Source organism: Hamadaea sp. NPDC051192 (genome assembly GCF_040682475.1).
In the GTDB taxonomy this organism is placed as follows: Bacteria; Actinomycetota; Actinomycetes; order Mycobacteriales; family Micromonosporaceae; genus Hamadaea; species Hamadaea flava.
On record NZ_JBFBAZ010000031.1, the window covers coordinates 12,392 to 35,291 of the forward strand.

The 22,900-nt window shown below is 69.9% G+C and carries 22 protein-coding genes; 13 read left to right on the forward strand and 9 right to left on the reverse strand.

The annotated features are described in order from the left end of the window. Window positions 1-11 precede the first annotated feature (11 nt). The 3 genes from AB0M47_RS15860 to AB0M47_RS15870 form a co-directional block, all read right to left on the reverse strand. Window positions 12-1,169, reverse strand: coding sequence for a low temperature requirement protein A (locus tag AB0M47_RS15860; protein WP_363413426.1), 1,158 nt, complete (start codon window positions 1,167-1,169; stop codon window positions 12-14). A 100-nt stretch (window positions 1,170-1,269) separates the two neighbouring features. Beyond that, window positions 1,270-2,397, reverse strand: a complete 1,128-nt coding sequence (locus AB0M47_RS15865; protein ID WP_363413429.1) for a methyltransferase domain-containing protein — start codon at window positions 2,395-2,397, stop codon at window positions 1,270-1,272. A 57-nt stretch (window positions 2,398-2,454) separates the two neighbouring features. Continuing rightward, entirely contained in the window at window positions 2,455-4,446 is a 1,992-nt protein-coding gene (locus AB0M47_RS15870; protein ID WP_363413432.1) for a potassium transporter Kup, read from the reverse strand. Window positions 4,447-4,684: 238 nt separating this feature from the next. Here AB0M47_RS15870 and AB0M47_RS15875 point away from each other — a divergent pair, with 238 nt between their 5' ends. Both AB0M47_RS15875 and AB0M47_RS15880 read left to right on the forward strand, forming a co-directional pair. Further along, entirely contained in the window at window positions 4,685-4,984 is a 300-nt protein-coding gene (locus AB0M47_RS15875; RefSeq protein WP_363413435.1) for a hypothetical protein, read from the forward strand. 52 nt (window positions 4,985-5,036) lie between these two features. After that, window positions 5,037-6,752 (forward strand): sodium:proton antiporter, encoded by a 1,716-nt coding sequence (locus AB0M47_RS15880; protein WP_363413438.1) that lies wholly within the window; start codon window positions 5,037-5,039, stop codon window positions 6,750-6,752. Between the two features lie 74 nt (window positions 6,753-6,826). Here the strand turns inward: AB0M47_RS15880 and AB0M47_RS15885 are convergent, their stop codons facing one another. Next, window positions 6,827-8,137 carry an erythromycin esterase family protein gene (locus AB0M47_RS15885; RefSeq protein WP_363413441.1) on the reverse strand — a complete coding sequence of 437 codons (1,311 nt, stop codon included), beginning with the start codon at window positions 8,135-8,137 and terminating at the stop codon, window positions 6,827-6,829. Between the two features lie 63 nt (window positions 8,138-8,200). Between AB0M47_RS15885 and AB0M47_RS15890 the strand changes: the two genes are divergently transcribed. From AB0M47_RS15890 to eno, 3 genes are all read left to right on the forward strand, one after another. Beyond that, window positions 8,201-8,755 carry a helix-turn-helix domain-containing protein gene (locus AB0M47_RS15890; protein ID WP_363413444.1) on the forward strand — a complete coding sequence of 185 codons (555 nt, stop codon included), beginning with the start codon at window positions 8,201-8,203 and terminating at the stop codon, window positions 8,753-8,755. A gap of 79 nt (window positions 8,756-8,834) precedes the next feature. Next, entirely contained in the window at window positions 8,835-8,999 is a 165-nt protein-coding gene (locus tag AB0M47_RS15895) for a hypothetical protein (protein WP_363413446.1), read from the forward strand. Beyond that, window positions 8,959-10,236: a phosphopyruvate hydratase gene (eno, locus tag AB0M47_RS15900; RefSeq protein ID WP_363413449.1), complete on the forward strand. Its 1,278-nt coding sequence runs from the start codon at window positions 8,959-8,961 to the stop codon at window positions 10,234-10,236. Before AB0M47_RS15895 ends, eno begins: the two co-directional genes overlap by 41 nt. A gap of 42 nt (window positions 10,237-10,278) precedes the next feature. On the opposite strand, the gene AB0M47_RS15905 is transcribed toward eno, so the two are convergent. After that, window positions 10,279-10,935: a TetR family transcriptional regulator gene (locus tag AB0M47_RS15905; RefSeq protein ID WP_363413452.1), complete on the reverse strand. Its 657-nt coding sequence runs from the start codon at window positions 10,933-10,935 to the stop codon at window positions 10,279-10,281. A 77-nt stretch (window positions 10,936-11,012) separates the two neighbouring features. Here AB0M47_RS15905 and AB0M47_RS15910 point away from each other — a divergent pair, with 77 nt between their 5' ends. The 3 genes from AB0M47_RS15910 (at window position 11,013) to AB0M47_RS15920 (ending at window position 14,683) form a co-directional block, all read left to right on the forward strand. Beyond that, the gene (locus AB0M47_RS15910; protein WP_363413455.1) at window positions 11,013-12,620 is read left to right on the forward strand and encodes an FAD-dependent oxidoreductase; all 1,608 of its coding nucleotides are present in this window, start codon (window positions 11,013-11,015) and stop codon (window positions 12,618-12,620) included. Between the two features lie 116 nt (window positions 12,621-12,736). Then, the gene (locus AB0M47_RS15915; RefSeq protein ID WP_363413458.1) at window positions 12,737-13,834 is read left to right on the forward strand and encodes a PrsW family glutamic-type intramembrane protease; all 1,098 of its coding nucleotides are present in this window, start codon (window positions 12,737-12,739) and stop codon (window positions 13,832-13,834) included. Between the two features lie 3 nt (window positions 13,835-13,837). Then, window positions 13,838-14,683, forward strand: coding sequence for a carbon-nitrogen hydrolase family protein (locus tag AB0M47_RS15920; protein WP_363413460.1), 846 nt, complete (start codon window positions 13,838-13,840; stop codon window positions 14,681-14,683). Window positions 14,684-14,789: 106 nt separating this feature from the next. Here AB0M47_RS15920 and AB0M47_RS15925 read toward each other — a convergent pair whose 3' ends face one another. Together AB0M47_RS15925 and AB0M47_RS15930 are read right to left on the reverse strand one after the other, a co-directional pair. Next, entirely contained in the window at window positions 14,790-15,452 is a 663-nt protein-coding gene (locus tag AB0M47_RS15925; protein ID WP_363413463.1) for a response regulator transcription factor, read from the reverse strand. 10 nt (window positions 15,453-15,462) lie between these two features. Next, a complete protein-coding gene (locus AB0M47_RS15930) occupies window positions 15,463-16,599 on the reverse strand; it encodes a sensor histidine kinase (protein WP_363413466.1) in 1,137 nt (378 codons plus the stop codon). Between the two features lie 186 nt (window positions 16,600-16,785). Between AB0M47_RS15930 and AB0M47_RS15935 the strand changes: the two genes are divergently transcribed. Next, window positions 16,786-17,121, forward strand: a complete 336-nt coding sequence (locus AB0M47_RS15935; protein WP_363413469.1) for a DUF6223 family protein — start codon at window positions 16,786-16,788, stop codon at window positions 17,119-17,121. Window positions 17,122-17,175: 54 nt separating this feature from the next. Continuing rightward, a complete protein-coding gene (locus tag AB0M47_RS15940; protein WP_363413472.1) occupies window positions 17,176-18,843 on the forward strand; it encodes a glycoside hydrolase family 43 protein in 1,668 nt (555 codons plus the stop codon). A gap of 87 nt (window positions 18,844-18,930) precedes the next feature. Here AB0M47_RS15940 and AB0M47_RS15945 read toward each other — a convergent pair whose 3' ends face one another. Next, window positions 18,931-20,421, reverse strand: a complete 1,491-nt coding sequence (locus AB0M47_RS15945) for a hypothetical protein (RefSeq protein ID WP_363413474.1) — start codon at window positions 20,419-20,421, stop codon at window positions 18,931-18,933. Window positions 20,422-20,629: 208 nt separating this feature from the next. Between AB0M47_RS15945 and AB0M47_RS15950 the strand changes: the two genes are divergently transcribed. The 3 genes from AB0M47_RS15950 to AB0M47_RS15960 all read left to right on the forward strand — a co-directional run bounded on the left by AB0M47_RS15950 (window position 20,630) and on the right by AB0M47_RS15960 (window position 22,540). Continuing rightward, the gene (locus AB0M47_RS15950; protein ID WP_363413477.1) at window positions 20,630-20,923 is read left to right on the forward strand and encodes a hypothetical protein; all 294 of its coding nucleotides are present in this window, start codon (window positions 20,630-20,632) and stop codon (window positions 20,921-20,923) included. After that, window positions 20,920-21,783 (forward strand): DUF2637 domain-containing protein, encoded by an 864-nt coding sequence (locus AB0M47_RS15955; protein WP_363413479.1) that lies wholly within the window; start codon window positions 20,920-20,922, stop codon window positions 21,781-21,783. The genes AB0M47_RS15950 and AB0M47_RS15955 overlap by 4 nt, the downstream gene beginning before the upstream one ends. Window positions 21,784-21,895: 112 nt before the next feature. After that, window positions 21,896-22,540: a YdcF family protein gene (locus AB0M47_RS15960; protein WP_363413482.1), complete on the forward strand. Its 645-nt coding sequence runs from the start codon at window positions 21,896-21,898 to the stop codon at window positions 22,538-22,540. Here the strand turns inward: AB0M47_RS15960 and AB0M47_RS15965 are convergent, their stop codons facing one another. Then, complete coding sequence (locus AB0M47_RS15965) at window positions 22,541-22,849, reverse strand: hypothetical protein (protein WP_363413485.1); 309 nt, start codon at window positions 22,847-22,849, stop codon at window positions 22,541-22,543. Window positions 22,850-22,900 lie beyond the last annotated feature (51 nt).

Below are 22,900 nucleotides of genomic sequence, written 5' to 3' on the forward strand. Positions count from 1 at the left end.
CCGGCTGACAGCTAGCGGCGTTTGTCGCGGATCGCCACGGTGGCGACGACCACTGTCGCGAGCCCGGCGAGCACGATCGGCGGCAGGTGCGGCGCGATCGGCATCACCGCGATCAGCACGGCCGACGCGACCAGCTGTACGCGCGAGAGCTGCCGCGACAGCGCCCACTTGTAGAGCGCGTGCCCGGCGAGGAACAGCGCCGCGCCCCCGAGGATCGTCGCGATCGCCGGCCAGCTGGAGTGGCCGAGCGGATGCGCGATGACCAGTTCGTCGCCGACCGCGCTGACGATGACGCCCGCCACGATCGGCAGGTGGAAGTAGGTGAAGGCGTTGCGGCCCAACGCGCCTGGGTCGGTCGAGTGGGCGATGACGTCGCTGCCGATCTCGGCGTTGCGGTCGAAGTAGACCCACCAGAAGGCGACCGCGCCGAGGAACGCGATGACCAGGGCCAGCAGCCGGTCCCAGGTGAACGGCAGGGAGCTGAAGGTCGCCCCGGTCACGAGGATCGACTCGCCCAGCGCGATGATCAGGAACAGCTGGCAGCGCTCCGCGAAATGCGTACCGGAGATGTCCCATTCGGCGGTGCGCGATCGGCCCAGAATCGGCGTCGGAAACAGCAGCGGCGGCCCCGCGAGGTCGAGCACGATCGCGGTCAGCCACAGCGCGTACCGGGCGGGGCCGTGCGCGAAGCCGCCCGCGATCCACACCGACGCGGCCAGCGCGTTCCAGAACAGGATGCGCAGGAAGTTGGCGCGCTGCACCGGCATGCCGCGGAAGAAGTACACCGCCGCCCCGGTGCGGCCGATCTGGATCACGGCGTACGCCACGGCGAAGGCCAGTCCCCGATCCGCGCCGTGCCCGCCGAACGCGTCCGGCAGCATCGCCGCCATGACCAGCCCGGCCAGCATCACCGCGAACAGCACAACGCGTACCGGGCGGCGGTCGGGGTGGAAGAAGTTGGTGAACCACGTCGTGTACTGCCAGGCCCACCAGACCGCCACGAGCAGCATCGCCGTCTGCACGGCGCCGGTCCAGCTCAGGTTGCTCAGCAGCAGATGCGACAGCTGCGTCACCGCGAAGACGTAGACCAGGTCGAAGAACAGCTCGGTGAAGGTCACCCGGTCCTGTTCGCGCGTGCGCTCCCGCAGCGGCGTCGCGTTGATCGTCACCCGGCAAGTATGCCGGGGCGCTGATCATCGCCAGAGCGTCCTCCTTTGCCAGCGGATCATCATCGGCAGAGCCGACATCACCAGCAGCGGGGCGGCGGGCTCAGGCGAGCGTGTAGAAGCGGAAGAACGGGTGCTCGATCGGCGCGACCTCGACCTCGGCGAACCCCGCGCCGGTGGCCAGTTCGCGCAGCCGATCCGGGCGGATGACCGTGCCGACGGGATCCATGTCGGACTCGTCGCGGCCCTGCGGCAGGCACCACAACGGACTGATGTTGGCGAAGAACCGTTGCACCGGGTCTTCGGTCGGGGCGACCAGCACGTCGTCGGCGGCCTCGTCCATCACCACGACCACGCCGTCCGGCGTCGCCGCCCGGACCGTTCGCAGCACCCGGTCGGGGTAGCCGAAGTCGTGCAGGCATTCGAAGAGGAACGCCACGTCGTACTGCCCGTCCACCGGCTGCGCCAGATCCCGCAGCTGGAAGGTGACCCGGTCGGCCACTCCGGCATCGTCGGCCGATTTGATCGCCGCGTCGATCGACGTCGGGTCGGCGTCGAACCCGGTCACCGTGATGTGCGGGTACGCCTTGGCCAGCTCGATCGACGACCAGCCGCTGCCGCAGCCGAAGTCGGCGACGGCAGCCGGCCGGGACCGATCGGCGAGCCGGTCAGCCACGCCGGGCAACGCCGGCAGCCACGACGCGACCAGCTCGTTGACGAACGCTGGACGGTTGAGCGCCGCCTGCGCCCCGATCGCGTCCGGGCCATACTCGGCGTACGCGACGCCCGTGCCCGATGGGAAGGCCTCGACCAGCCGCGACATCATCCGGCCGGCGGTGACGGCGGCCTGCGACAGTGGCGCGACATAAGCCGGCGACAACTCGTCCACGAGCACTTCCCGGCCGCCTTCGACGAGGGCGAACTCGGCGGTCCGCAGATCCTGACCGGACACCGTGACCAGGCCGCTGACGGCTTGCGCTTGCAGCCATTCGCGTACGTTGCGCTCGTCCGCGCCGATCAGGGCGGCGAGCCCGGTGCTGGTCTGCGGCCCGTGATCGGCCAGCGCGCGATAGAGGCCGGTCTTGTGACCCAGGTAGACGTTGCAGATCTCGGTCGCCCCGAGCGCCGCGAAGAAGATCTTCCCCGACAGTTCCTCGATCGCCTGTTCACTAGCGGCCATCGTGCTCACCTCGCTGATCGCGTACGCGTCCTCGCCTTCAGCGTAGACCAACTCCGACAATTCAGACCTTACGGATCTGTTACCCGGTCAGGGAAATCAGCCGCCGGCCTAGACGTCGACATGCGAGCCCATGATGACGGTGCGATCCAACGGCAGGCTGAAGTGCTCGGCGGCGTCCGCCGTGATGTAGGAGGTCGCGATGAACAGCCGCTTACGCCACGGCGCCATGGTGGCTTTCTTGCCGATTCGCAGCTCGATCTTCGACAGGAAGTACGACGCTTCTTTCATCTTGAGTTCGCCCTCGGACTGCGCCGCCTTCAGTTTGCGCAGCAGCGCCGGGATGTCCGTCGGCTCCATGTAGCCGTAGCGGGCCGTCACGTGGATGATGCCGTCGTCGGCGTACCCGAGGTCGTCGATGGTGATCCGCTGATCGTCCGGTACGCGAGGCACCGGCTCCGTCTCGATCGCCAGAATCACGATGTGCTCATGGCGCACATGATTGTGCTGGTAGTTCGCCCGGAGCGCGAGGGGCGTGGTCTGCTTGCCCCGGTTGAGGAAGATCGCGGTGCCCGGAACCCGGCGGGTGAACGGTTTGCCGCTGCGGACGAAGTCGACGAAGGCCTGGAGCGGGCCTTCGAGCCGTTCGCGTTCGGTGGTGACGATCTGGCGGCCACGTTGCCAGGTGGTCATGATGGTGAACGCGGTCAGGCCGATGAGCAGCGGCAGCCACGCGCCGTGGACGAGCTTGGTCAAGTTCGCCCCGACGAACAGCAGGTCGACCGTCAGCAGGATCGCCGCGCCGCCGGCCAGCAACCAGGTCGGCGTACGCCACCGCAGCTTCGCGACGTAGAAGAACAGCAACGTGGTGATCGTGATGGTGCCCGTCACCGCCATGCCGAAGGCGAACGCGAGGGCGGCCGAACTGCGGAAGGCGAAGACGAGGGTGAGCACCGAGACCATCAGCAGCCAGTTGATCCACGGCACGTAGATCTGCCCCATGGTGGATTCGGAGGTGTGCGCGATCCGCAGCCGTGGCAGGTAGCCCAGCCGCGCCGCCTGCGACGCCACCGAGAACGCGCCGGTGATCACCGACTGCGAGGCGATCACGGTCGCGGCGGTGGCGAGGACGACCAGCGGCAACCGCGCCCACCCCGGCGCCAGCAGGAAGAACGGGCTGCTGATGTTGCTCTGGTCTTGCAGGATCAGCGCGCCCTGCCCCATATAGCTCAGTACGCACGCCGGGAACACCAGGAACAGCCAGCCCCGGGTGATCGCCCGGCGGCCGAAGTGACCCATGTCGGCGTACAGCGCCTCGGCGCCGGTCACCGACAGCACGACCGCCGCCAGTGCGAAGAACGCGATGTGGAAGTGGCCGGCGAGGAAGCCGATCGCGTACGTGGGCGACAGGGCCCGCAGGATGTCCGGGTGGTGGGTGATCCCGGCGATGCCGAGCACCGAGATCGCCACGAACCACACGATCATCACCGGGCCGAACAGCCGGCCGACCGCGCCCGAACCCCGGCGCTGCACCAGGAACAACGCGATGATGATGACCGCCGTGATCGGCACGACGAGGCTCTCCATCGACGGGGAGACCGTCTTGACGCCCTCGATCGCCGACAACACCGAGATCGCCGGCGTGATCATGCTGTCGCCGAAGAACAGCGCCGCGCCGAAGATGCCGAGCCCGGCCAGGATCGCGGCGGTACGCCCGCCGATCCCTGAACTCCACCGGCGCAACTGCGTGATCAGCGCCATGATGCCGCCCTCGCCGCCGTTGTCGGCACGCAGGGCGAGCAGCACGTACGTGACGGTCACGATGGTCATCACCGACCAGAAGACCAGCGAGACGACGCCGAACACGTTGTCGGTGCTGACCGGCACCGGATGCGGGTCCGCGGGGTTGAACACGGTCTGCAGGGTGTAGATCGGGCTCGTGCCGATGTCGCCGAAGACGACGCCGAGCGCGCCGACGACGAGCCCGAGCCGGACGACGTCTCCCGGGCCGGGACCGTGCCCGCCCGCACTGTGCCCATCCGCACTGTGCCCATCCGCACTGTGCCCGCCGGAATCGTGGCCCGCCGCCTGCTGCTCGCTCACGCGCGTCGTCTCCTCGATCCTCGACGTCCGGCTCGCCATGATCGGCGGCGCCTGGCCGGACAATACCGCCAGGCGTATCGGTGAACCCGGCTCGTCGCCGGAGGAGGCGTCAAGAAAACGTCAAGAATCTTGACGCGGCCGTCACCCGCGAGATCATCACCGAGCGGGCCGTCACCCGGCGGCAGAATTCTGTGCCACGTTCCACGCGATCGGCGCGATGCGGGCATACGCTCACTTCGTGGTCGCCCTGTGGCACACCTACGCACTGCACGCCTTCGTGGTGCGCGCGGCGGACTGCGTACCGGTTCCGGCTCAGCGGCAACCGCCCGACGGAACCGAGGCGACCCCCGACGACCTGCGAACGCGCCTGCCGAACCAGGCCCGGGATCAGCTCGCGCACCTGCCCGCCTCCACCGCCTTCATCGCCTGGACGATGGCGCGGGACGGGCACACCCCGGCCTGGCTGACCCGTCACCTCGACATCTCCCCCACCGACGCGGCCGCCGTGTGCGAGCTGGCCGCGACGGAACCGCACTGACACGAGTGTCGCGGCGCGTGCCCGGCCTCGATCACCCGCACAATCAGGACCGATGGAACTCACCCTGGTCGCGGTCGCGGGGATCGTCAGCATCGTCGTGGTGGCGGCCCTCTCCCACCGCATCGGCGTCGCCGCGCCGCTGAGCCAGGTCGTCGTCGGCACGGCCCTGAGCTTCCTGCCGGGTGTGCCGCACATCGTCATCGAGCCGGAGCTCGTCCTCGCCGGGGTCCTGCCGCCCTTGTTGTACGCAGCCGCCGTGCGCATGCCCGCCCAGGACTTCCGGCGGGACTTCAAGGCGATCGCCGGGCTGGCCGTCGTCCTCGTGGTGCTGACGACGCTGGGCGCGGGGTTCCTGTTCAACGCGCTGCTGCCGGGGCTCGGACTCGCGTCCGCCTTCGCCCTGGGCGCCATCATCAGCCCCACCGACGCGGTGGCGGCGACCTCGGTCGGACGGCGACTCGGGTTGCCCTCCCGGCTGCTGACCATCCTCGAAGGCGAGGGCCTGGTCAACGACGCGACCTCGTTGGTGCTGCTCAGCTCGGCGATCGCGGCGACGACCGCGGCGGTCAGCTTCTGGACGATCGGCCTCGACTTCCTGTACGCCGTCGTCGCGGCGACCGTCGTCGGGATCGTGATCGGCCAGCTCAACGTTCGCATCCGCGCCTTGCTGAAGGACTCGATCCTCAATACGGCGATCTCCTTCGTCCTGCCCTTCGTCGCGTTCATACCCGCTGAGGCGATCCACGCCTCGGGCGTCCTCGCCGTCGTCGTGACCGGCGTGGTCACCGGCCATCAGAGCCCACGCTATCTGCGCGCCACCGACCGGGTGACGGAGGCGATCAACTGGAGCACGGTGTCGTTCCTGCTGGAGAGCGGTCTGTTCCTCCTCATGGGTCTGCAACTGAAGACCGTGCTGGACGACGCCCATGCCTCCGGCCCCGGCATCGCGACGACCGTCGGCATCGGCCTGCTCGCCTCCGTGCTCGCCATCGGCGCACGCATGGTCTACGTCGCGCCGCTGGTCGCCGGGCAGCATCGGGACGCGAGCCGGGCCGAGGCCGCCCAGCCCCAGGTCGACGCGGTGCAGGCCCGGCTCGACGAGATGATCCAGAGCGACGAATTGTCCGAGCGGCAGAAGAAGCGGTTCACCGTCCGGTTCGCCAAGCGCAAGAGCGACCTGAAGTTCCAGGTGGCGGAGAACTTCGGCTGGCGCGGCGGCGTCGTGCTCGCCTGGTCGGGCATGCGTGGCGCGGTGACCGTCGCGGCCGCGCAGACCCTCCCAGCCGATACGCCGTTCCGGCCGCAGTTGCAGCTCATCGCCTTCATCGTCGCGATCACGACGCTGCTGCTCCAGGGCCTGACACTGCCCTGGGTGATCCGCAAGGCGCAGGTGCCCGGCGACGACCGGGCGGCCGACCGGGAGGAGTTCGGCGATCTGCTGACCCAGATGTCGGCGTCGGCCCTGGCCCACGTCGACGACCCCGATCTGCGCATGCCGGACGGCACGCCGTACTCCCCTGAGATCCTCGACCGAGCCCGGCAGGAACTCGCCGTACGCCAGACCCGTCCAGCCGCCCGCGCGACGGCTTCGATGGTCGGCCTCCGCGAGCAGTACGTCCAGCTGCGGACCGAGATCCTCGGCATCGAGCGTCAGGAACTGCTGACCGCCCGAACCCTGGGCCTCTACAGCTCGCGGGTGCTGACCCGGGCGCAGGACGCGCTCGACTCCGAAGAAGCCAGGGTCTCCCGCTTCGTCGAGGAGAGCTGAGTCCGTCCGTCCGCTTCCTGAGCGTCGGTCTACCGAGTGGCGGCCTACTGAGTGGCGGCCTACTGAGTGGCGGCCTACTGAGCGGCGGCCTGCTGACCGGCGGCTTGCCGGGCCGCCCAGGCCGCGAAGACCTGCTGGACCTCGTCGGGCGACGCGGCCACCGCGTCCGCGTCGGGCACCGCCGCCGTCACCTTCGGCAGGTGCACGAGCACGTCGTACGCCGCCAGCGGGTCCAGGTCCTCGTAGAACGCGCCGAACCGCTGCCGCGCGGCCGCCCGGATCGCCGATTCCTCCGCAGTGGACAGCCGCCGCAGGTCCACTGCGTACGGGGTGTCGGCATTCGGGGTGTCGGCGTACGGGGTGTCGGCGCGCGCGTCGAGGACGGCGTCGAGGCTGCCCGGCTCCGCCGGACCCTGCTCGACGAACAGCCGGCCGGCGTAGAAGTCGGGTTCGGTGTTGAGCGTCTCCCCCGCGCCGGTGGTCGTCGCGATCACCCGGTAGTCGTCGCCGAGCCGGTCGGCGAGGTGTTGCCCGAGCGAGGTGGTCGGCGGCAGACCCGGCATCACCATGGGCCAGCGCTGCACGTGCCCGTTGTGCGCGGCCAGCACGATCCGCTCCTCGCGCCGCAGGATCCACTCGACCGTGTCCGCCTGCGCGGCTTCGCGGGCGTACATCACCGACTGCTGGTCGCCCCGGGTCAGGGCACGCGCCGCACTGTCGATCGCCACGGTCAGGCGCATCGTCTGGAGCACCCGCTCGTACGCCTCGACGCCGGTGCGTTCGGCGTACGCGAGACGGCGGCCGACCAGCCGAGCCGTCAGGTCGGCGAGCCCGGCGGTCATCGCGTCCCTCGTCGCCGGCGGCAGGCTGAGCAGCGCCCCGACGGCCTGCTGCATGGAGAACGGCGACGCCGCTCCGAACGCCGCTGCGGTCTGCCGGAGCTGCGGGTCCACCCGATACTCGGGATCCGCCACGCCCAGGTACGCGAGCACGGCGTCCAGTCCGGGAACCAGGGAGGCGTTGGAGCCGCCGAGGTCGACGCCGTAGAAGCCGACGGGCCGCTCCGCTGTCGCGTTGTGCTGCCGCATCCACTCCAGGTGCGCCCGCATCGGTTGCCACAGGCCCATCAACGACGTGGTGCCAGTCGCCAGGACCGTGCCGACGTCGCCTTCGCCGCCGCGTACCCAGTCGTCGACGCGCCAGCCCTCCGGGAAGCCCGACTCCATCGCGTACGCCGTGAAGCCGTGGCGTTCGACGAGGTAGCGCAGCAGCCGGTGGCGCAGTTCGTAGGACTCGCCGTTGTAGTGCGCGCTCTCCCCGATGGCCACCACTCGTGCGGAGCCGATGGCGTCGTCGAGCCAGCTCAGCTCTTCCAGAGATCTCACGAGAACCCTCCCCACAACCTTTCTTAATTTTGCTAAAGGTAGCAGATATGAGATCGTTGAGCCATGGACACCCTTGACCTGCTGCTCCACCCGGTGCGGCTGCGCTTGGTCTACGCGCTGTCCGGCGACCGCGTACGCACCACCGCCGAGCTGTGCGAGAGCGTGCCGGACGTGCCGAAGGCGTCGGTCTACCGGCATGTGGCGCTGCTGATCGAGGGCGGCGTCGTCGAGGTCGCCGACGAGCAACGCGTCCGCGGCGCGGTGGAGCGCTATTACCGCCTGCGCCGGGATCGGCCGACGCTCAGCGCCGACAGCGGCAAGTCCATGACGCCGGACGACCACCGGCAGGGCTTCGCCGCCGCGATGGCGGCCGTGCACGCGGAGTTCAACGCCTACCTCGACCGGCCCGGCGCCGACCCGTACGCCGATCGCGTCGGCTATCGCCAGGGGATCTTCTGGCTCACCGACGACGAGTTCACCGCGCTCGCGGATCAGTTCCAGAACGTCATCGCGCCGCTGGCACGCAACGAGCCGGGACCGGGCCGCCACCCCCGGCTCATCAGCCTCGTCCAGTTCCCCACCGGGGAGCCGACCCCAGGTCCAACCGACGGTGCGTGATAGGTTTCCGGCGGACTGAGAAGCTAAGTTCCCTCCGGGAACTGACCGACTCCCCGCCATCGTGTCTGACAACGCCACCGTGTCTGACAGCGCCACCGAATCTGACAGCGCCACCGTGCCTGACAACGCCACCGCGACCGACGACGCCACCGTGACCGACAACGCGGTCGACCACGTCTGCCATCCGTTCCAGGAGGAGACGCATGCCCACGATCAGCACCGTCCACGCCCGCGAGATCCTTGACAGCCGCGGCAATCCCACCGTCGAGGTCGACGTCCGGCTCGACGACGACTCGTTCGGCCGCGCCGCGGTCCCCTCGGGCGCTTCCACTGGTACGCGGGAAGCCGTCGAACTCCGCGACGGCGAGGCCGGCCGGTTCCACGGCAAGGGCGTACGCCGGGCCGTGGACGCCGTCAACGGCGAGATCCTGGCCGCCGTGCAGGGATTGGACGCGCTCGACCAGGCCGGGCTGGACCGGATCCTGATCGACCTCGACGGCACCCCGACGAAGTCCCGCCTCGGCGCGAACGCCACCCTCGGCGTCTCGCTCGCGGTCGTCAAGGCGGCCGCGGCGAGCGCCCGTCAGCCGCTGTACCGCTACCTCGACGCCGGTTCGGCACTGCTCCCGTTGCCGTTGATGAACATCGTCAACGGCGGCGCGCACGCCGACAACCCGCTCGACTTCCAGGAGTTCATGATCGCCCCGATCGGCGCCGAGTCCTTCTTCGACGCCGTACGCATGGGCTCCGAGGTGTTCCACACGCTGCGGGGCGCGCTGAAGAAGGCCGGTCAGAACACCAACGTCGGCGACGAGGGCGGCTTCGCCCCCGATCTGCGTACGGCGGAGGAGGCACTGACCTTCGTCACCCAGGCCATCGCCGACACCGGCTACCAGCCCGGCGTCGACATCGCGATCGCCCTCGACCCGGCCGCCTCCGAGTTCTTCCGCGACGGCGTCTACGCGTACGCCGGTGAGCAGCGCACCCGCACCGTCGAGGAGCACGTCGCGTACCTCGTCGAGCTGGCCGGCGCGTTCCCGATCGTGTCCATCGAGGACGGTGTGGCCCAGGACGACTTCGCGGGCTGGACCGAGCTGACGCGTACCCTCGGCGACCGGTGCCAGCTCGTCGGCGACGACGTCTTCTGCACCAACCCGGCGTTGCTGCGCCAGGGGATCGCCGACGGCATCTCGAACGCGGTCCTCGTGAAGGTGAACCAGATCGGCACGCTGACCGAGACGGTGTCGACCGTACGCATCGCCCAGGACGCGGGCTTCGGCGTCGTGATGTCCCACCGCTCGGGCGAGACCGAGGACACCACGATCGCCGACCTGGCTGTCGGCCTCGCATGTGGACAGATCAAGACCGGATCGCTGTCGCGCAGCGACCGCACGAGCAAGTTCAACCAGCTCATCCGGATCGAGGAGGAGCTGGGCGAGGCCGCCCGGTACGCGGGCCGCACCCCGCTCCGCGCCGCCTGAGATCCGCGCCGCCTGAGATCCGCACCGCCTGAGCGCAGTCCCCTACAGGCCGTCGAGCGCCCGCTCGACGGCCTGGAACGCGCGGGCGTACTGGGTCGGCAGCTCGGCCGTGACGACCTGATGGTCCTCACCGGACAGAATCCGGCGGGCGGCGTCGAAGAACACCGTCCGGTACGCCGTGACGATGGCCGCGGCGGCGAACCGCGCCCGGAACTGCCCCGGCTGGCCGCCTTCGGCCTCGGCGACCAGGTTCGCGAGGAGATCCTCCAGCTCCTGGACGTACTCCCGGGCGCGCGCTTGTAAGGCCGGCGAATCGATGACGACCTGCCAGAAGCGGGTGTAGCCCGGGTCGGCGTACCCGCTGATCGGGTGGCGCTGCGCGACCAGCTCGGTCAGCAATCCCTGGACCGCCGCGGCGACGCTCTGCTTCGCGTCCCGCGCCTTCACCGCGACTGTGACCATCTCGCTCAGCTGCGGCAGCCGGTCGAGGAACAGGTCCTCCTTGCGCGGGAAGTAGTTGAAGACCGTCTTCTCCGAGACGTCGGCCGCCTTGGCCACCTCGGCCACGGTCACCGGGTCGAAGCCGCGTTCGAGGAACAGCCCGGTCGCGATCCCGGAGATCGTCTCCCTCGTCTGGCGCTTCTTGCGCTCTCGAAGTCCCAGCTCACGCAACCCCGGCTCACCCGGCTCAGCACTCATGCGGAAAAGTCTACTTGCAGAAAAGTTTCTGCGACAGTATGTTTTTAGTGAAAGCAAGATCTGCGGGAGGGATGATCATGAACGAGCTGCACGAGCGGGTGGACGTGGTAGTGGCCGGAGCCGGTCCGGTGGGTCTGATGCTGGCCTGCGAACTCGGCCTCGCCGGCGTCCGCGTGACGGTGCTGGAGCGCCGCACCGACATCGACCAGACCATCAAGGCCGGGGCGTTGAACCACCCCACGCTGCAGGCGCTCGACCGGCGCGGGCTGTCGCCCAAGCTGGCCGAGGCCCGCGAGGCCACCCTGGCGCGGATGGCCGAGTTCCGCCGCATGCAGGCCGAAGCCGCCGCCGCGAAGCAGGCCGCGCAACAGGCGCAACAGGCCGACCAGCCGGCCGGGCAGCCCGGCGTTCAGCCGCCCCAGCCGGGCCGGCCGGAACAGCGGCCGGTCAAGTTCGTCGGCCACTTCGGCGGGCTCTTGCTCGACGGGAACAACCTCGACCCGGCCGACCCCGACCTCGCCGGCGAGGCCCGGCTCGGCACCCTGGGCATGGTGAGCCAGCAGCAGCTGGAGGCCATCCTCGAGGAACGGGCGATCGAGCTGGGCGTGGACATCCGGCGCGGCGTCACGCTGACCTCGTTCGAGGATCACGGCGACCGCGTCGTCATCACCACCGACCAGGGAGTGCTCGAGGCCGGCTGGCTCGCCGGGTGCGACGGCGGGCGCAGCACCGTTCGCAAGCTCGCCGGTTTCGACTTCCCCGGCACCGATCCGGAGATCACGGCGTACCAGGCGATGGCCGAGATGACCGACACCGACGGACTGGAGCCGGGCTGGCACATCACCCCCACGGGCGTGTACGCCTTCGGCCCGATGCCGGGCCGGGTGCTGGTGGCCGAGTTCGGCGGCGCGCCCACCGATCGCACCAGCCCGGTCACGGAAGCCGAGCTGGAAGGCGCGGTACGCCGCGTGACCGGCGTGCCGGTGACCGTCACAGGGATCAAGACCTGCACCCGGTTCACCGACAACGCGCGGCAGGTCCCCGTCTATCGGCAGGGCCGGGTGCTCCTGGCGGGCGACGCCGCCCACGTGCACTCGCCGTTCGGCGGGCAGGGGCTGAACCTCGGGGTCGGCGACGCGATGAACCTCGGCTGGAAGCTGGCCGCCACCATCGCCGGCTGGGCGCCCGAAGGCCTGCTGGACACCTACACCGCCGAGCGCCATCCGATCGGCGCGTGGGTGCTGAACTGGACCCGCGCCCAGATCGCGATCATGCGGCCGGATCCGCACGCCCGCGCGATCCGGGCCGTCGTCGAGGACCTCGCCGGCACTGTGGACGGCACGACCTACCTGGCCAAGCGCATCTCCGGGGTCTGGCAGCACTACGACCTGGCCGGCGACCACCCGTTGACCGGCCGCAGCGCGCCCGAGCTGGAACTCAGCGACGGCAGCTGCCTCCCGGACCACCTGCACGCGGGCCGGACCGTGTTGTTCGACTTCTCCGACGACGCCGAGCTGCGGGCCGCCGCCGACGAGTACGCCGACCGCCTCACCGTGGTCACCGCGAACGCGGCCGGCTCCGAGCTACGCGCGCTGCTCGTTCGCCCGGACGGCTTCGTCGCGTGGGCGTCCGAAGAACCCGGCGCGGGCGAGCTGCCGAAGCGGCTCGCGGAGTGGCTCGGCTGAGCCGGTCCCTTCCCGATCATCGCATCGGCATCATCGCGTCGGCATCATCGCGTCGGCCGGCTGGCCAATCGGGCAAATCCGCCCCTGACCGGCCTGGCTGACGCGATGATCTTCGTATGGCGTACGTCGTCGATCTGGCCGGTCTGCTGCTGCTCGTCGGCGGGCTGATGGTGGCGTACCGGATCGCGCCGGATCGGCCGGGGACGCCGCCCGCCGGCTGGCACCCCGATCCGGCGTACCGGGGTCCGCGGTCGCGGCTTTGGGACGAGCGGGCGTGGACTCCCCAGCTCAGACCCGGAGACACCGCCGCCGATCGGGGCCACTGGTTCCGGGGCCGCTTCTGGGGTCGCTGGGCCTGGATCGCGCTCGGCGTCCTGCCCATCCTGCTGATCGGGTCGGCGGCGTACCGGGCGACGGCGACGACCGGCGTCATGGCGGTCACCAGCTTCCTCGCGATGGCCGCCGTCTGCTGGGCGTTCTACCGGTTCGCGGCGCGGCAGCTCGCGCTCGACGACGTCGTCAGCCCCGGCGAGATCGTCGCGGTGGCCGTGGCGTCCGGCGGCGCGACACTCCTGCTCGCGGCCAACATCAACTCCGTGCTCCTCGACGCCGGGGGCGCTACGCTCGCGACGAAGACCGTCGGATTCGTCGAAGAAGGCACCAAGCTGCTCGTCCCGCTCGCGCTCTTCGCTCTCGGGAAGTACCGCGATCCCCGCGCGGGCACAGCGATCGGGCTCGCCGCCGGCTTCGGCTTCGCCATCGCGGAGACCACACAGTACGCGTACGCGACGGCCAACGCTTCCGGACCGGATTTCTGCGGCGGCGAGACGGCATCGCCCACTGTGGACTCCGTGGTCACGGCGCAGATCTACCGCATCTTCACCGTATCGCCGCTGCACTGGTTCTGGACCGGCATCGCGGCCGCCATCGCCTGGCGGTTGTGGCACCTGTACGCGTACCAGCGGGGCATCGGCCGTCAGGGATTGTGGGGCGGCGTCGGGGCCATCGTGATGGTGATGGCCATCCATTCGCTGAACGACTACTCGGCGACCCTCGGTTGTGGAAACTCAGGTGTGACCTTTCTCATTCAATTAGGTCGATGGGTACTGTTCGTCGCCATGTATCTGCTGTTCAGGGCGATGGCGCGCAAGTCCACTCCACCGCAGTTGATCGGTCTCGTCAGCCGGGGCTGGACGCCGCACCGGCTACCCTGAACCATGCCTCGCCGCCTGCGGATCGCAACGGTACAGAGCCCGGTCACCATCAATCCAGCCGCCAACGGTGCCACCCTGCGGGATCTGATGCGCCGAGCGTACGACGAGGGTGCTCGGCTGGTGCACATGCCAGAGGGTGCGGTCAGCGGCTACGTCGGCGGGGACAAGCCGTACTACCGGGGCTGGGACATCGACTGGAAGCCGCTCGGGGCCGAACTGGACGAGATCGCGGAGCTGGCCGCCGGCCTCGGGCTCTGGGTGGTGGCCGGCTCGCATCATCGGCTGACCCCGCCGAACCGGCCGCACAACAGCCTCTACGTCATCTCCGACCAGGGCGTGCTCGTCAACCGGTACGACAAGCGCTACCTGTCCGCCTCCGAGGTCGACGAGTTCTTCACCCCGGGCCGGGAGCCGGTGACCTTCACCATCGACGGCTTCACCTTCGGCCTGCTGTTGTGCATCGAGGTCAACTTTCCGGAGCTGTGGACGGCGTACGCCGAAGCCGGGGTCGACTGCATCCTGTTCTCCTCGTACTCCGAGGACCCGATCTTCGAGACGATCGCCCGGGGACACGCCGCGACCACCACCGCCTGGGTGTCGGTGTCGGTGCCCGCCCAGGTCAGTCACGCGATGCCGGCCGGGGTCATCGGCCCGCACGGCGACTGGCTGGCGACCGGCAACCGGTCCGGCCTGTCGGACCTGGTCTGCGTGGACCTCGACGACAGCGATCCCCGGCTCCACTTCCCCCTGCACGCCGCCCGCCCGTGGCGCGCGGTCGCCCGCGAGGGCGGCGTCTACGACCGGCGGATGGTCGACGACCCCCGCAGCCACGAACGCGCGACCTTCTGAGCCGGCCCAGTTCTGAGCGCCGTTCTGAGCGCCGTTCTGAGCGCCGCCGATCCGGCGGGCTACTCGAAGCTGTCGTGGCGACGACCTCCGCTAAATACAAGTGGCCCTAAGCGGTGCGCGGGGTCACCAGCCCCGTCTCGTACGCGATGATCACGAGCTGGGCGCGGTCGCGCGCGTGCAGCTTCGTCATGGCCCGGTTGACGTGGGTCTTCGCGGTCACCGGGCTGATCGCCATCCGGGCGGCGATCTCGTCGTTGGACAGCCCTTTCGCCACGAGGACGACCGCCTCCCGCTCCCGGTTGGTCAGCCAGGTCAGCGTCGCCTCGGCGGCCTGCCGAGGCGGTTCGGTGACGTACCGGTCGATCAGCCGACGAGTGATCGACGGGGCCAGCAGCGCGTCACCCCGGGCGGCGACGCGTACGGAGTGCAGGAAGTCCTCAGGTTCGATGTCTTTGACGAGGAATCCGGCCGCCCCGGCCCGCAACGCGGTGAACACGTACTCGTCCCGGCCGTAGTTGGTCAGGATGACGACGTGCACCCCGGCCAGGGCCGGGTCGGCGGCGATCCGGCCGGTCACCTCGATGCCGTCCATCCCCGGCATCTGCACGTCGACGAGGGCGATGTCGGGCAGCCACTGCCGGACCAGTGCCAGCGTCTCGATCCCGTTCGCCGCCTCGGCGACGACCTCGATGTCCTCCTCGGCCTCCAGCAGCGCCCGGAATCCACTTCGGATCAGCGGCTGGTCGTCGGCCAGCAGTACGCGGATCATGCCGGCCCCCTCATGCGGCGTGATCCACCGGAAGCTCGGCCTCGACGGTGAACCCGCCTTCGACGCGGGGTTCGGCCCGCAGCCGCCCACCGAGCGCGCTGACCCGTTCGCGCATACCGAGCAATCCGACGCCGGGCGTCGGCGGGGCCGCCGGCACGGCACTGCCGTCGTCGTCGACCTGGATCGCGAGGGCGCCCGGCCGGTAGCCGATGCGTACCGAGGCGGTGGCCGCGCCGGCGTGCCGGGCGACGTTGGTCAGCGACTCCTGCACGATCCGGTACGCCGTCCGGTCGACCGCCACCGGCAGGCTCTGCGGCTGCCCCTCGACGGTCAGCGTCGCCAGGAGCCCGCCCGTCCGGGCGCGTTCCACCAGTTCGGGAACCTGATCGAGGCCGTGCGCCGACACCTTTCCGTCGTCCCGCAACGCTTCCAGGGTCGCCCGCAGCTCCCGGGCCGCCTCCCGCCCGGCCTGCTCGATCGCCACGAGCGCGTCGGGCACCGCTTCACCCCGTTTCCGGGCGAGGTGGACGGCGACGGTGGCCTGCACGGTGATGACCGAGATCTGATGGGTCAGCGAATCGTGCAGCTCCCGTGCGATGTGCAGCCGCTCCTGGTTCGCCCGGCGCAACGCCGCCTCCTCGCGCGTACGCTCGGCTTCGTCCGCGCGTGCCTCGGCTTGGCGCAATGCTTCACCGGCTGCGAAAGCGGCGACGATCCACGCGATCTCCAGTGCGCCCCGCGAATGGGCCAGCGCGGCCCGCACCGGCATCTCCGGCGACGTGAGCAGGACGGCGATCGGCAGCGTGATCAGCATCAGCACCGCCGCGACGACGGTCACGAGACGGTGACCGGCACGGACGGCCGCGTACACCGCGAACAGGAACGCGACGGCGGCCACGTCGACTTGGAGCGCCTGGTAGCCCAGCGCGCACAACCCGGTCAGGACGAGGACGGCGATCGGATTCCGGCGGCGGAAGAAGAGGACGAGGCCGCTGATAGCCAGCAGCGCGTAGGCCAGCCCGGCGTACTCCGCGTAGTGGGCGGGGCGATCGACGGACAGGCCCGCGATCAGCAGAGTCACGGCGACCCCGGCCGCGATCGCCCCGTCGGTGACCCCGGCCGGGACACGAGCGCGTCGGGTACCCATGCGCGCAGCGTAGCCGGAGGTTCCCGCCGGCGAACCCTCCGCGCGAAGCACCTCCCCACTACTGCGTACGCGGTAGCCGATCGGATCACTACCGCGTACGCGGCAGGCGGCTGCCGCCGGTGCCGCAGTGCGCTGCGCCTGCGTACGCCGGATGACGGGACCGTGCCGTGGCGTGATGCTCCCACCATGAACACTCAGACGACGGCCGCTGTGGCGGCGTACACGTTGACGACCGGACGACTCTTCGGCACCGCGGCCGCGTTCCTGGCATTGGCCGGCGTGGTGCTGGGCGTCCTCGCGCTGATCCGCCCGGCCGCGGCCCGCCGCCGCGCGATGCTGGCCCTCGCCACCGGAGCCGCGGGCCTGATCGTGGGCGGGTTCGTGGTGGGCCTGGCCAAGGGCGGACCCGGAACTGGCTATGGCGTCGTCGGCGGCTGGGCCGCCCTCGCGATCGGCCTGGTCGCGACGGTGCTCGGCGGGCTGGCCCTGGCCCGCTCCCGCCGGCCCGGAACCCCGGTCTGACATGGCGCTCCCCGGCCGGGCCGGCCGCCCGGCCGGGGCCAGTACGCTCGACGCGTGCCGAGATCGACCAATCCTGTGCTGCCCGGATCGCACCCTGATCCCTCCATCCTCCGCGTGGGCGACGACTACTACCTCGCGACGTCGACCTTCGAGTGGTACCCGGGCGTGCGTGTGCACCACTCGCGTGATCTCGTGCGCTGGCAGGCGATCGGCGGCATCCTCGACGAGCCCCGGCTGCTGGACCTGACCGGCTGCCCGGACTCCGGCGGTGTGTGGGCGCCGAATCTCACGTACGCCGACGGCCTGTTCCATCTCGTCTACAGCAACATCTCCACGTACGCGGGCGGCTTCACCGACGGCCCGAACCACCTCGTCACCGCACCCGCGATCGAGGGGCCGTGGTCGGAGCCGGTGCTGCTGCACGCGCGCGGCTTCGACGCGTCCCTGTTCCACGACGGCGACGAGAGCTGGCTCATCAATCTCGTGCACGACTGGCGGCCCGGGTACGGCGGCTCGGCCGGGCTGGAGGCGACCCGCTACGACCGGGCCGACCGGCGTCTCGTCGGTACGCCGCAACGCATCCAGCTTCCGCCGAAGGCCGGCTGGATCGAAGGGCCGAACCTGTATCGGCGCGGCGACTGGTACTACCTGATCACCGCCGACGGCGGCACCAGCTGGGAACACCAGGTGACCGTCGCCCGCTCGCGTACGCTCACCGGCCCCTACGAACGCGACCCGAACAGCCCGCTGCTCACGGCGAAGCACCGCCCGGACTGGCCGCTGCAGAAGGCCGGGCACGGCAGCCTCGTGCCGGCCGCCGACGGCGAATGGTGGCTGGCGTACCTGGTCGCCCGGCCGATCGGCGTCCACGGCCCGTGCATCCTCGGCCGCGAGACCGCCCTCGCCCGGGTGGAGTGGACGGACGACGGGTGGCCGGTCGTCGCGGGCGGCCTCCCACCCCTGACGGTCTCTCCGGCCGCCGAACGGGCTGTCCCGGCGGCTTCTCCCGCCGCCGAACCGAATCCCCCGGCGGCTTCTCCCACCACCGAGCCGGATCCCCTGGAGGTGGACGACCTCGACGACTTCGACGCGGACAGGTTGGGTCCACAGTGGTCGACGCTGCGCCGCCTTCCCGATCCGAGCTGGCTGTCGCTGACCGAACGGCCGTCACACCTGCGGATCCGCGGCGGCCGGTCGCCGCAGAGCCTGGTCGGGCCGAGCCTCGTCGCCCGGCGCGTCACCGCGCCGAAAGCCACCTTCGAGGCCGTCGTCGACTTCCAGCCGACGGCGTTCCAGCAGCTCGCCGGGCTGACGGCGTACTACAACACGCGCAACTGGCATTTCGCGTACCTGACGGCGGACGACGACGGGTCCCGCGTACTGCGCGTGGCCACGCGGGATCAGGGTCGGCTCACCGTGCACACCGAGACCGTCGCCGTCGCTGGTCCCGACCCGGTCCAGCTCCGGCTGCGCTTCGACGACGCCGAGCTGACCTGCTGGTACGCCACCGAGACGGAGTGGCAGCGCATCGGTCCGGTGCTCGACGCGACCGTGGTCTCCGACGAACACGTGGTGGAGTTCGACGGAGACCAGATCCGGTCGCTCGGGTTCACCGGCGCGTTCGCCGGGCTGTGGGTGTGGGACCTGAACGGACACGGCCACCCCGCCGACTTCGACCGCGCGGCGTACACAGTGGACAACACCGCCGCCGACGCTCGCTGAGCCGACAACCACCGAGCCGACGACTCACTGAGCTGACGACTCACTGAGCTGACGACTAACTGAGCCGACGACTCACTGAGCTGACGATCACTCTGCGGACGGGTGCGGCGTCGGCGGTTCCGGAGTCGGCGGGAGCTGAGTCGGCGGTTGCTGAGTCGACGGGAACTGAGTCGGCGGGAGCTGAGTCGGCGGAGCCTGAGCGCGCCGACGCCGGGCGCGGCGGATCCGAGGGACGGCGAACGCGATGATCAGGGCGACGAGCAGCAGCGGGATGCCCACCACGAGCCAGGCCCAGGTCGGCCACGGCCCCCGATGCGGAGTGCCGGCCGGACGAGCCGTCAGGTCGGGCAGCAGCCCCGCCGCGACGGTCAGCCGATAGGTCTGACAGGTCTGCGTGCCCAGCTCGCAACTCTTCCCGGCGTCGAACCTGGCCAGGCTGGTACGCGTACCGCTGTCGAGGGTGACCTCGGCGATCTCGTCGCCCCCGTTGTCCGCGCCGCTGGGCGTGAACACGATCGTGTGGTCCCGGTCGCGCCATCCGAGGAAGGTGTCGGTGTCGGCGTTGATCTTCCGATGCCGGCCGGTGGCCAGGTCGACGACGCCGTACCCGTACCAGGAGTCCACGACGTACACGCTCAAGGTCGTGTCGTCCCGGGTCTGCCCCAGCTCGGTCCGCCACTGCGTGGTCGCCAGCCGGGTGCCGTCCACCGACCAGGCGTTCTGCGGCGCCATGCCCCAGCCCTCGGGAACGTCGACCGGCGTCTCCAGGCGTCCGCCCAGCGTCATGATCCAGATCTTCCGCTTGGCCTGGAAAGCCAGCCGCTGGCCGTCCGGCGCGAACGCGGCCGCCACCACCGGCTGGAAGTCCGGAACGGCCATGATCTCGCCGGTTGACAGGTCGACAATGGACAGCTTGCCGAGCTGGGCGTTCTGGAACTCGATGGAGTTGCCCGCACTCATGTCGTCGGGCAACGGCGCCGTCGAGTACGCCACCTTCCGGCCGTCCGCCGAGACGGCGAGCAGCACGACGCCCATCGGCCCGGGCAGGGGGACTTCGCGTACCTTGGCCGTCGTGAGGTCCAGCAGCGTCAGCGCGGAAGTGGCTCGCCTCGACTCGGCGAGGATCACCGTCCGGCCGTCCGGCGACAGCAGCCATTGGCGACCGTCGGCGACCGCGCCGAGCTGCCGGTAGACATCGCCGTCCGCGCTCAACGCGAGCGACTGCCATTCGTTGAACAACTCGCCGTTGCCGTACTCGTAGATCATGAGTGCGCGGCCGGGCGGGCTCGCCGACACGTCGCTGGTGAGGCGGGAGTACGGCGCGATGCGGTCCGGGATGGTCGGCGTACCGGGGGTTCGGCCGGCAGGCGGCAGTCCGGTCGCATGTGGACGGATCACCACGGTCAATCCGAGGACGACGAGGACGGCGGCCGCCGCGACGAGCATCGTCACGAAGCGGCGCTGCCGGGCCGACCGGCGCGCCTTGGTCAGCAACCCCGGAAGGTAATCCGGCGGCAGGTCGGGCTGCCCGCTCAGGTCCGATTCGGCGAACAGGGTGGTGAGCTGCTGGTCGTTCACCGGGTCTCCTTCGCGTACTCGGGGAGCAGCCGGCGTAGCGCCGTGATCGCGTACGACGTCTGACTCTTGACGGTAGTCAATGAGCGAAAAAAGCCAGAACAAATCTGACGCCAAGATCATCCGCCATCCTGAGTGGTGTAACCAGCGGGAATGCACCGCCACGCCGGACCGCGCGACCGGCGAATCCCACCAGGGAACCCCCGTCGTCATGCCGCTGGAACGTGGCGGCCCGTTCCCCGTCACAGTCACCGCCCAACTCCACATGCCCCACGCCGATTGGCTCACCGAGGTCTACATCAAGATCGAGTGGACGGGCCTGATCAACTCCCGTCACGTGGCGGTCGGCGGCACGGCCTACGTCCCCGCCGACCTGATCGGCGAGCTGTCACAGGCACTCGGCGGCCTCGCGGCCCGCGCCTCGGCCGACAAGAAGATCGAGATAACCGAGTACCTGAACGCCTTCCGCGCCGCTCACCCCGACAAGGAGGTGACCGGCCCATGAATCGAGTCGACGCCGCCATCAAGGCAGCCGCCGGCGTGACCGTCGTCGGCCTCGCTGGGATCGCCGGAGCCATCTCCTACAGCCACATGACGGAGCTGGCCCACCTGCACGGCGAGACCGGCTGGCGCGGCCACATGTTCCCGCTGTCTGTGGACGGCATCGAGATCGTGGCCTCGCTCGTCCTGCTCGCCGACAAGCGAGCCGGACGGCGCTCCGGACGCCTGCCATGGGCCGCACTCGTCGCGGGAACAGGGGCGAGCTTCGCCGCCAACATCGCCGTTGGCGGCTCCGACTGGATCGGCCGCGCGGTCTCCGGCTGGCCCGCATTCGCCCTACTCCTGGCGGTCAAGCTGCTGTTCGGACTGTTGGAGCATCCTGCCAGTGCGGCTACCGCGACGCTGTCGGGGGTGCAGGTCCACGGGCAGGACACGAACGGTAGTCGCGGCGTCCCGGAAAGGCTCGCGCCGATCGAGCCGCCCGTGATCGTCACTGCCTCGGCCGAACGGCCAGCGGCGTTTGCGGACGAAGATCGGGACAAGAGTCGGACGGACGGGCCGCATACAGCGGACGCCGAGGCTCCGGCCCAGGACCGTCGTCCGGTCCGCCGAGCACGCCGGACGGGAAACGTGGACGGCGCGCGTACCGGACGGACGGACCGGACGGCGCTGGAGGAAGCCGCCCGCGCCATCCAGGTCGCACTGACAGAGGAAGGAACGCCGCTCAGCCGTGACGTCCTCGCCGCTCGTCTTCGGGACGCGGGCCACACGGTCTCCAACGAGCGGGCCAGCGGCCTTGTTCGGCAACTCCGCATCAACGGTGTCGCAGTCGGGGCGGCACGGCCTGACGGCCCTGGGCAGTAGCACTCCTCCTACGAGGGGCGGGTATCGCGGCGGCGATACCCGCCCCTTCGCGCTTGGCGCTTCTGGCACGGGGTTGACGAGTCGGCTCTCTGGCCTTCCGTAGGCTGTAGGCATGCTGCCAAACGCGATCAGGTCGGATGTCGAGGTGCTGTGGGCCTACCACAACATGGGGCACGAGCTGCGGCCGTGCGATGCGGGCATCGGGCTCGGCAGTCATGACCTTGGCGTTGCGATCGTCGCAACCGAGCTGTTCCATGCTGGTATGTATCCATGGCTGGTGTTCACCGGAGCGAACGCGCCAACCACGATCGAGCGGTTCCCGCAGGGCGAGGCGGTGGCGTACCGGGATTACGCGATTGAGCACGGCGTTCCCGCCGACGCTATCTTGATCGACACGACTGCGACGAACACTGAGCAGAACATCAAGTTCTCGCGGGCGCTGTTGGAGGACCAGGGCGTGAACGTGTCCTCTGTGCTGTTGATGTCGCGTCCGTATCAGCAGCGCAGGGCGTACGCGACGTGCAAGAAGCTGTGGCCCGAGGTCCAGGTGATCTGCTATTCGCGGCCGTTGTCGCTGGATGACTATGTGGCCAGCATCGGCGACATGAAGAAGGTCGTGGACATGCTCGTGGGTGACACGCAGCGCATCGGGGTCTACGCTGAACGCGGCTTCGCAATTGCGCAGCCGATGCCCGAGGAGGTCAAGCAGGCGTTCGAGCGGCTTGTGGCCGCCGGGTATGTGAGCCGTCTGGTGTAGTCACCACTGGGGCGGCGAGCTTCGTACGCCCATGCGTTGCGCGAGGTCGAGGGCGAGCCGGGGCGGGCGCGGACGGTTGAGGATGTCTCGCACGATCATGCGCGAGAGCCGGTGGTATCTGACCTGCTCGGGTGCGATCTGCTCGGCGTTGAGTAGTTCGGTCAATGCCTCGTCGACGCGGTTGTACCGGATGTATGCGCGTGCGACTTCGATTGCGTGCCGTACGCGCCGCTCGACGGGCAGGTGACTGGTGTCGAGTCCAGGTCCGAGGACGATGGCTCGTTGCACGTCGCCGACCTCCAGCGCCACACAGACTTGATGGATGGTGACGTTGGTTGGCCCGAACGCGGTCCAGACGTG

Bases quoted from the DNA above. Each gene is read 5' to 3' on its own strand.
- AB0M47_RS15890 (WP_363413444.1), top strand. From the start codon at position 8,201: ATGGACACCCTTGACCTGCTGCTCCACCCGGTGCGGCTGCGCTTGGTC.
- eno (WP_363413449.1), top strand. From the start codon at position 8,959: ATGCCCACGATCAGCACCGTCCACGCCCGCGAGATCCTTGACAGCCGC.
- AB0M47_RS15905 (WP_363413452.1), bottom strand. From the start codon at position 10,935: ATGAGTGCTGAGCCGGGTGAGCCGGGGTTGCGTGAGCTGGGACTTCGA.
- AB0M47_RS15925 (WP_363413463.1), bottom strand. From the start codon at position 15,452: ATGATCCGCGTACTGCTGGCCGACGACCAGCCGCTGATCCGAAGTGGA.
- AB0M47_RS15910 (WP_363413455.1), top strand. From the start codon at position 11,013: ATGAACGAGCTGCACGAGCGGGTGGACGTGGTAGTGGCCGGAGCCGGT.
- AB0M47_RS15955 (WP_363413479.1), top strand. From the start codon at position 20,920: ATGAATCGAGTCGACGCCGCCATCAAGGCAGCCGCCGGCGTGACCGTC.
- AB0M47_RS15950 (WP_363413477.1), top strand. From the start codon at position 20,630: ATGCCGCTGGAACGTGGCGGCCCGTTCCCCGTCACAGTCACCGCCCAA.
- AB0M47_RS15935 (WP_363413469.1), top strand. From the start codon at position 16,786: ATGAACACTCAGACGACGGCCGCTGTGGCGGCGTACACGTTGACGACC.
- AB0M47_RS15920 (WP_363413460.1), top strand. From the start codon at position 13,838: ATGCCTCGCCGCCTGCGGATCGCAACGGTACAGAGCCCGGTCACCATC.
- AB0M47_RS15930 (WP_363413466.1), bottom strand. From the start codon at position 16,599: ATGGGTACCCGACGCGCTCGTGTCCCGGCCGGGGTCACCGACGGGGCG.
- AB0M47_RS15960 (WP_363413482.1), top strand. From the start codon at position 21,896: ATGCTGCCAAACGCGATCAGGTCGGATGTCGAGGTGCTGTGGGCCTAC.
- AB0M47_RS15880 (WP_363413438.1), top strand. From the start codon at position 5,037: ATGGAACTCACCCTGGTCGCGGTCGCGGGGATCGTCAGCATCGTCGTG.
- AB0M47_RS15915 (WP_363413458.1), top strand. From the start codon at position 12,737: ATGGCGTACGTCGTCGATCTGGCCGGTCTGCTGCTGCTCGTCGGCGGG.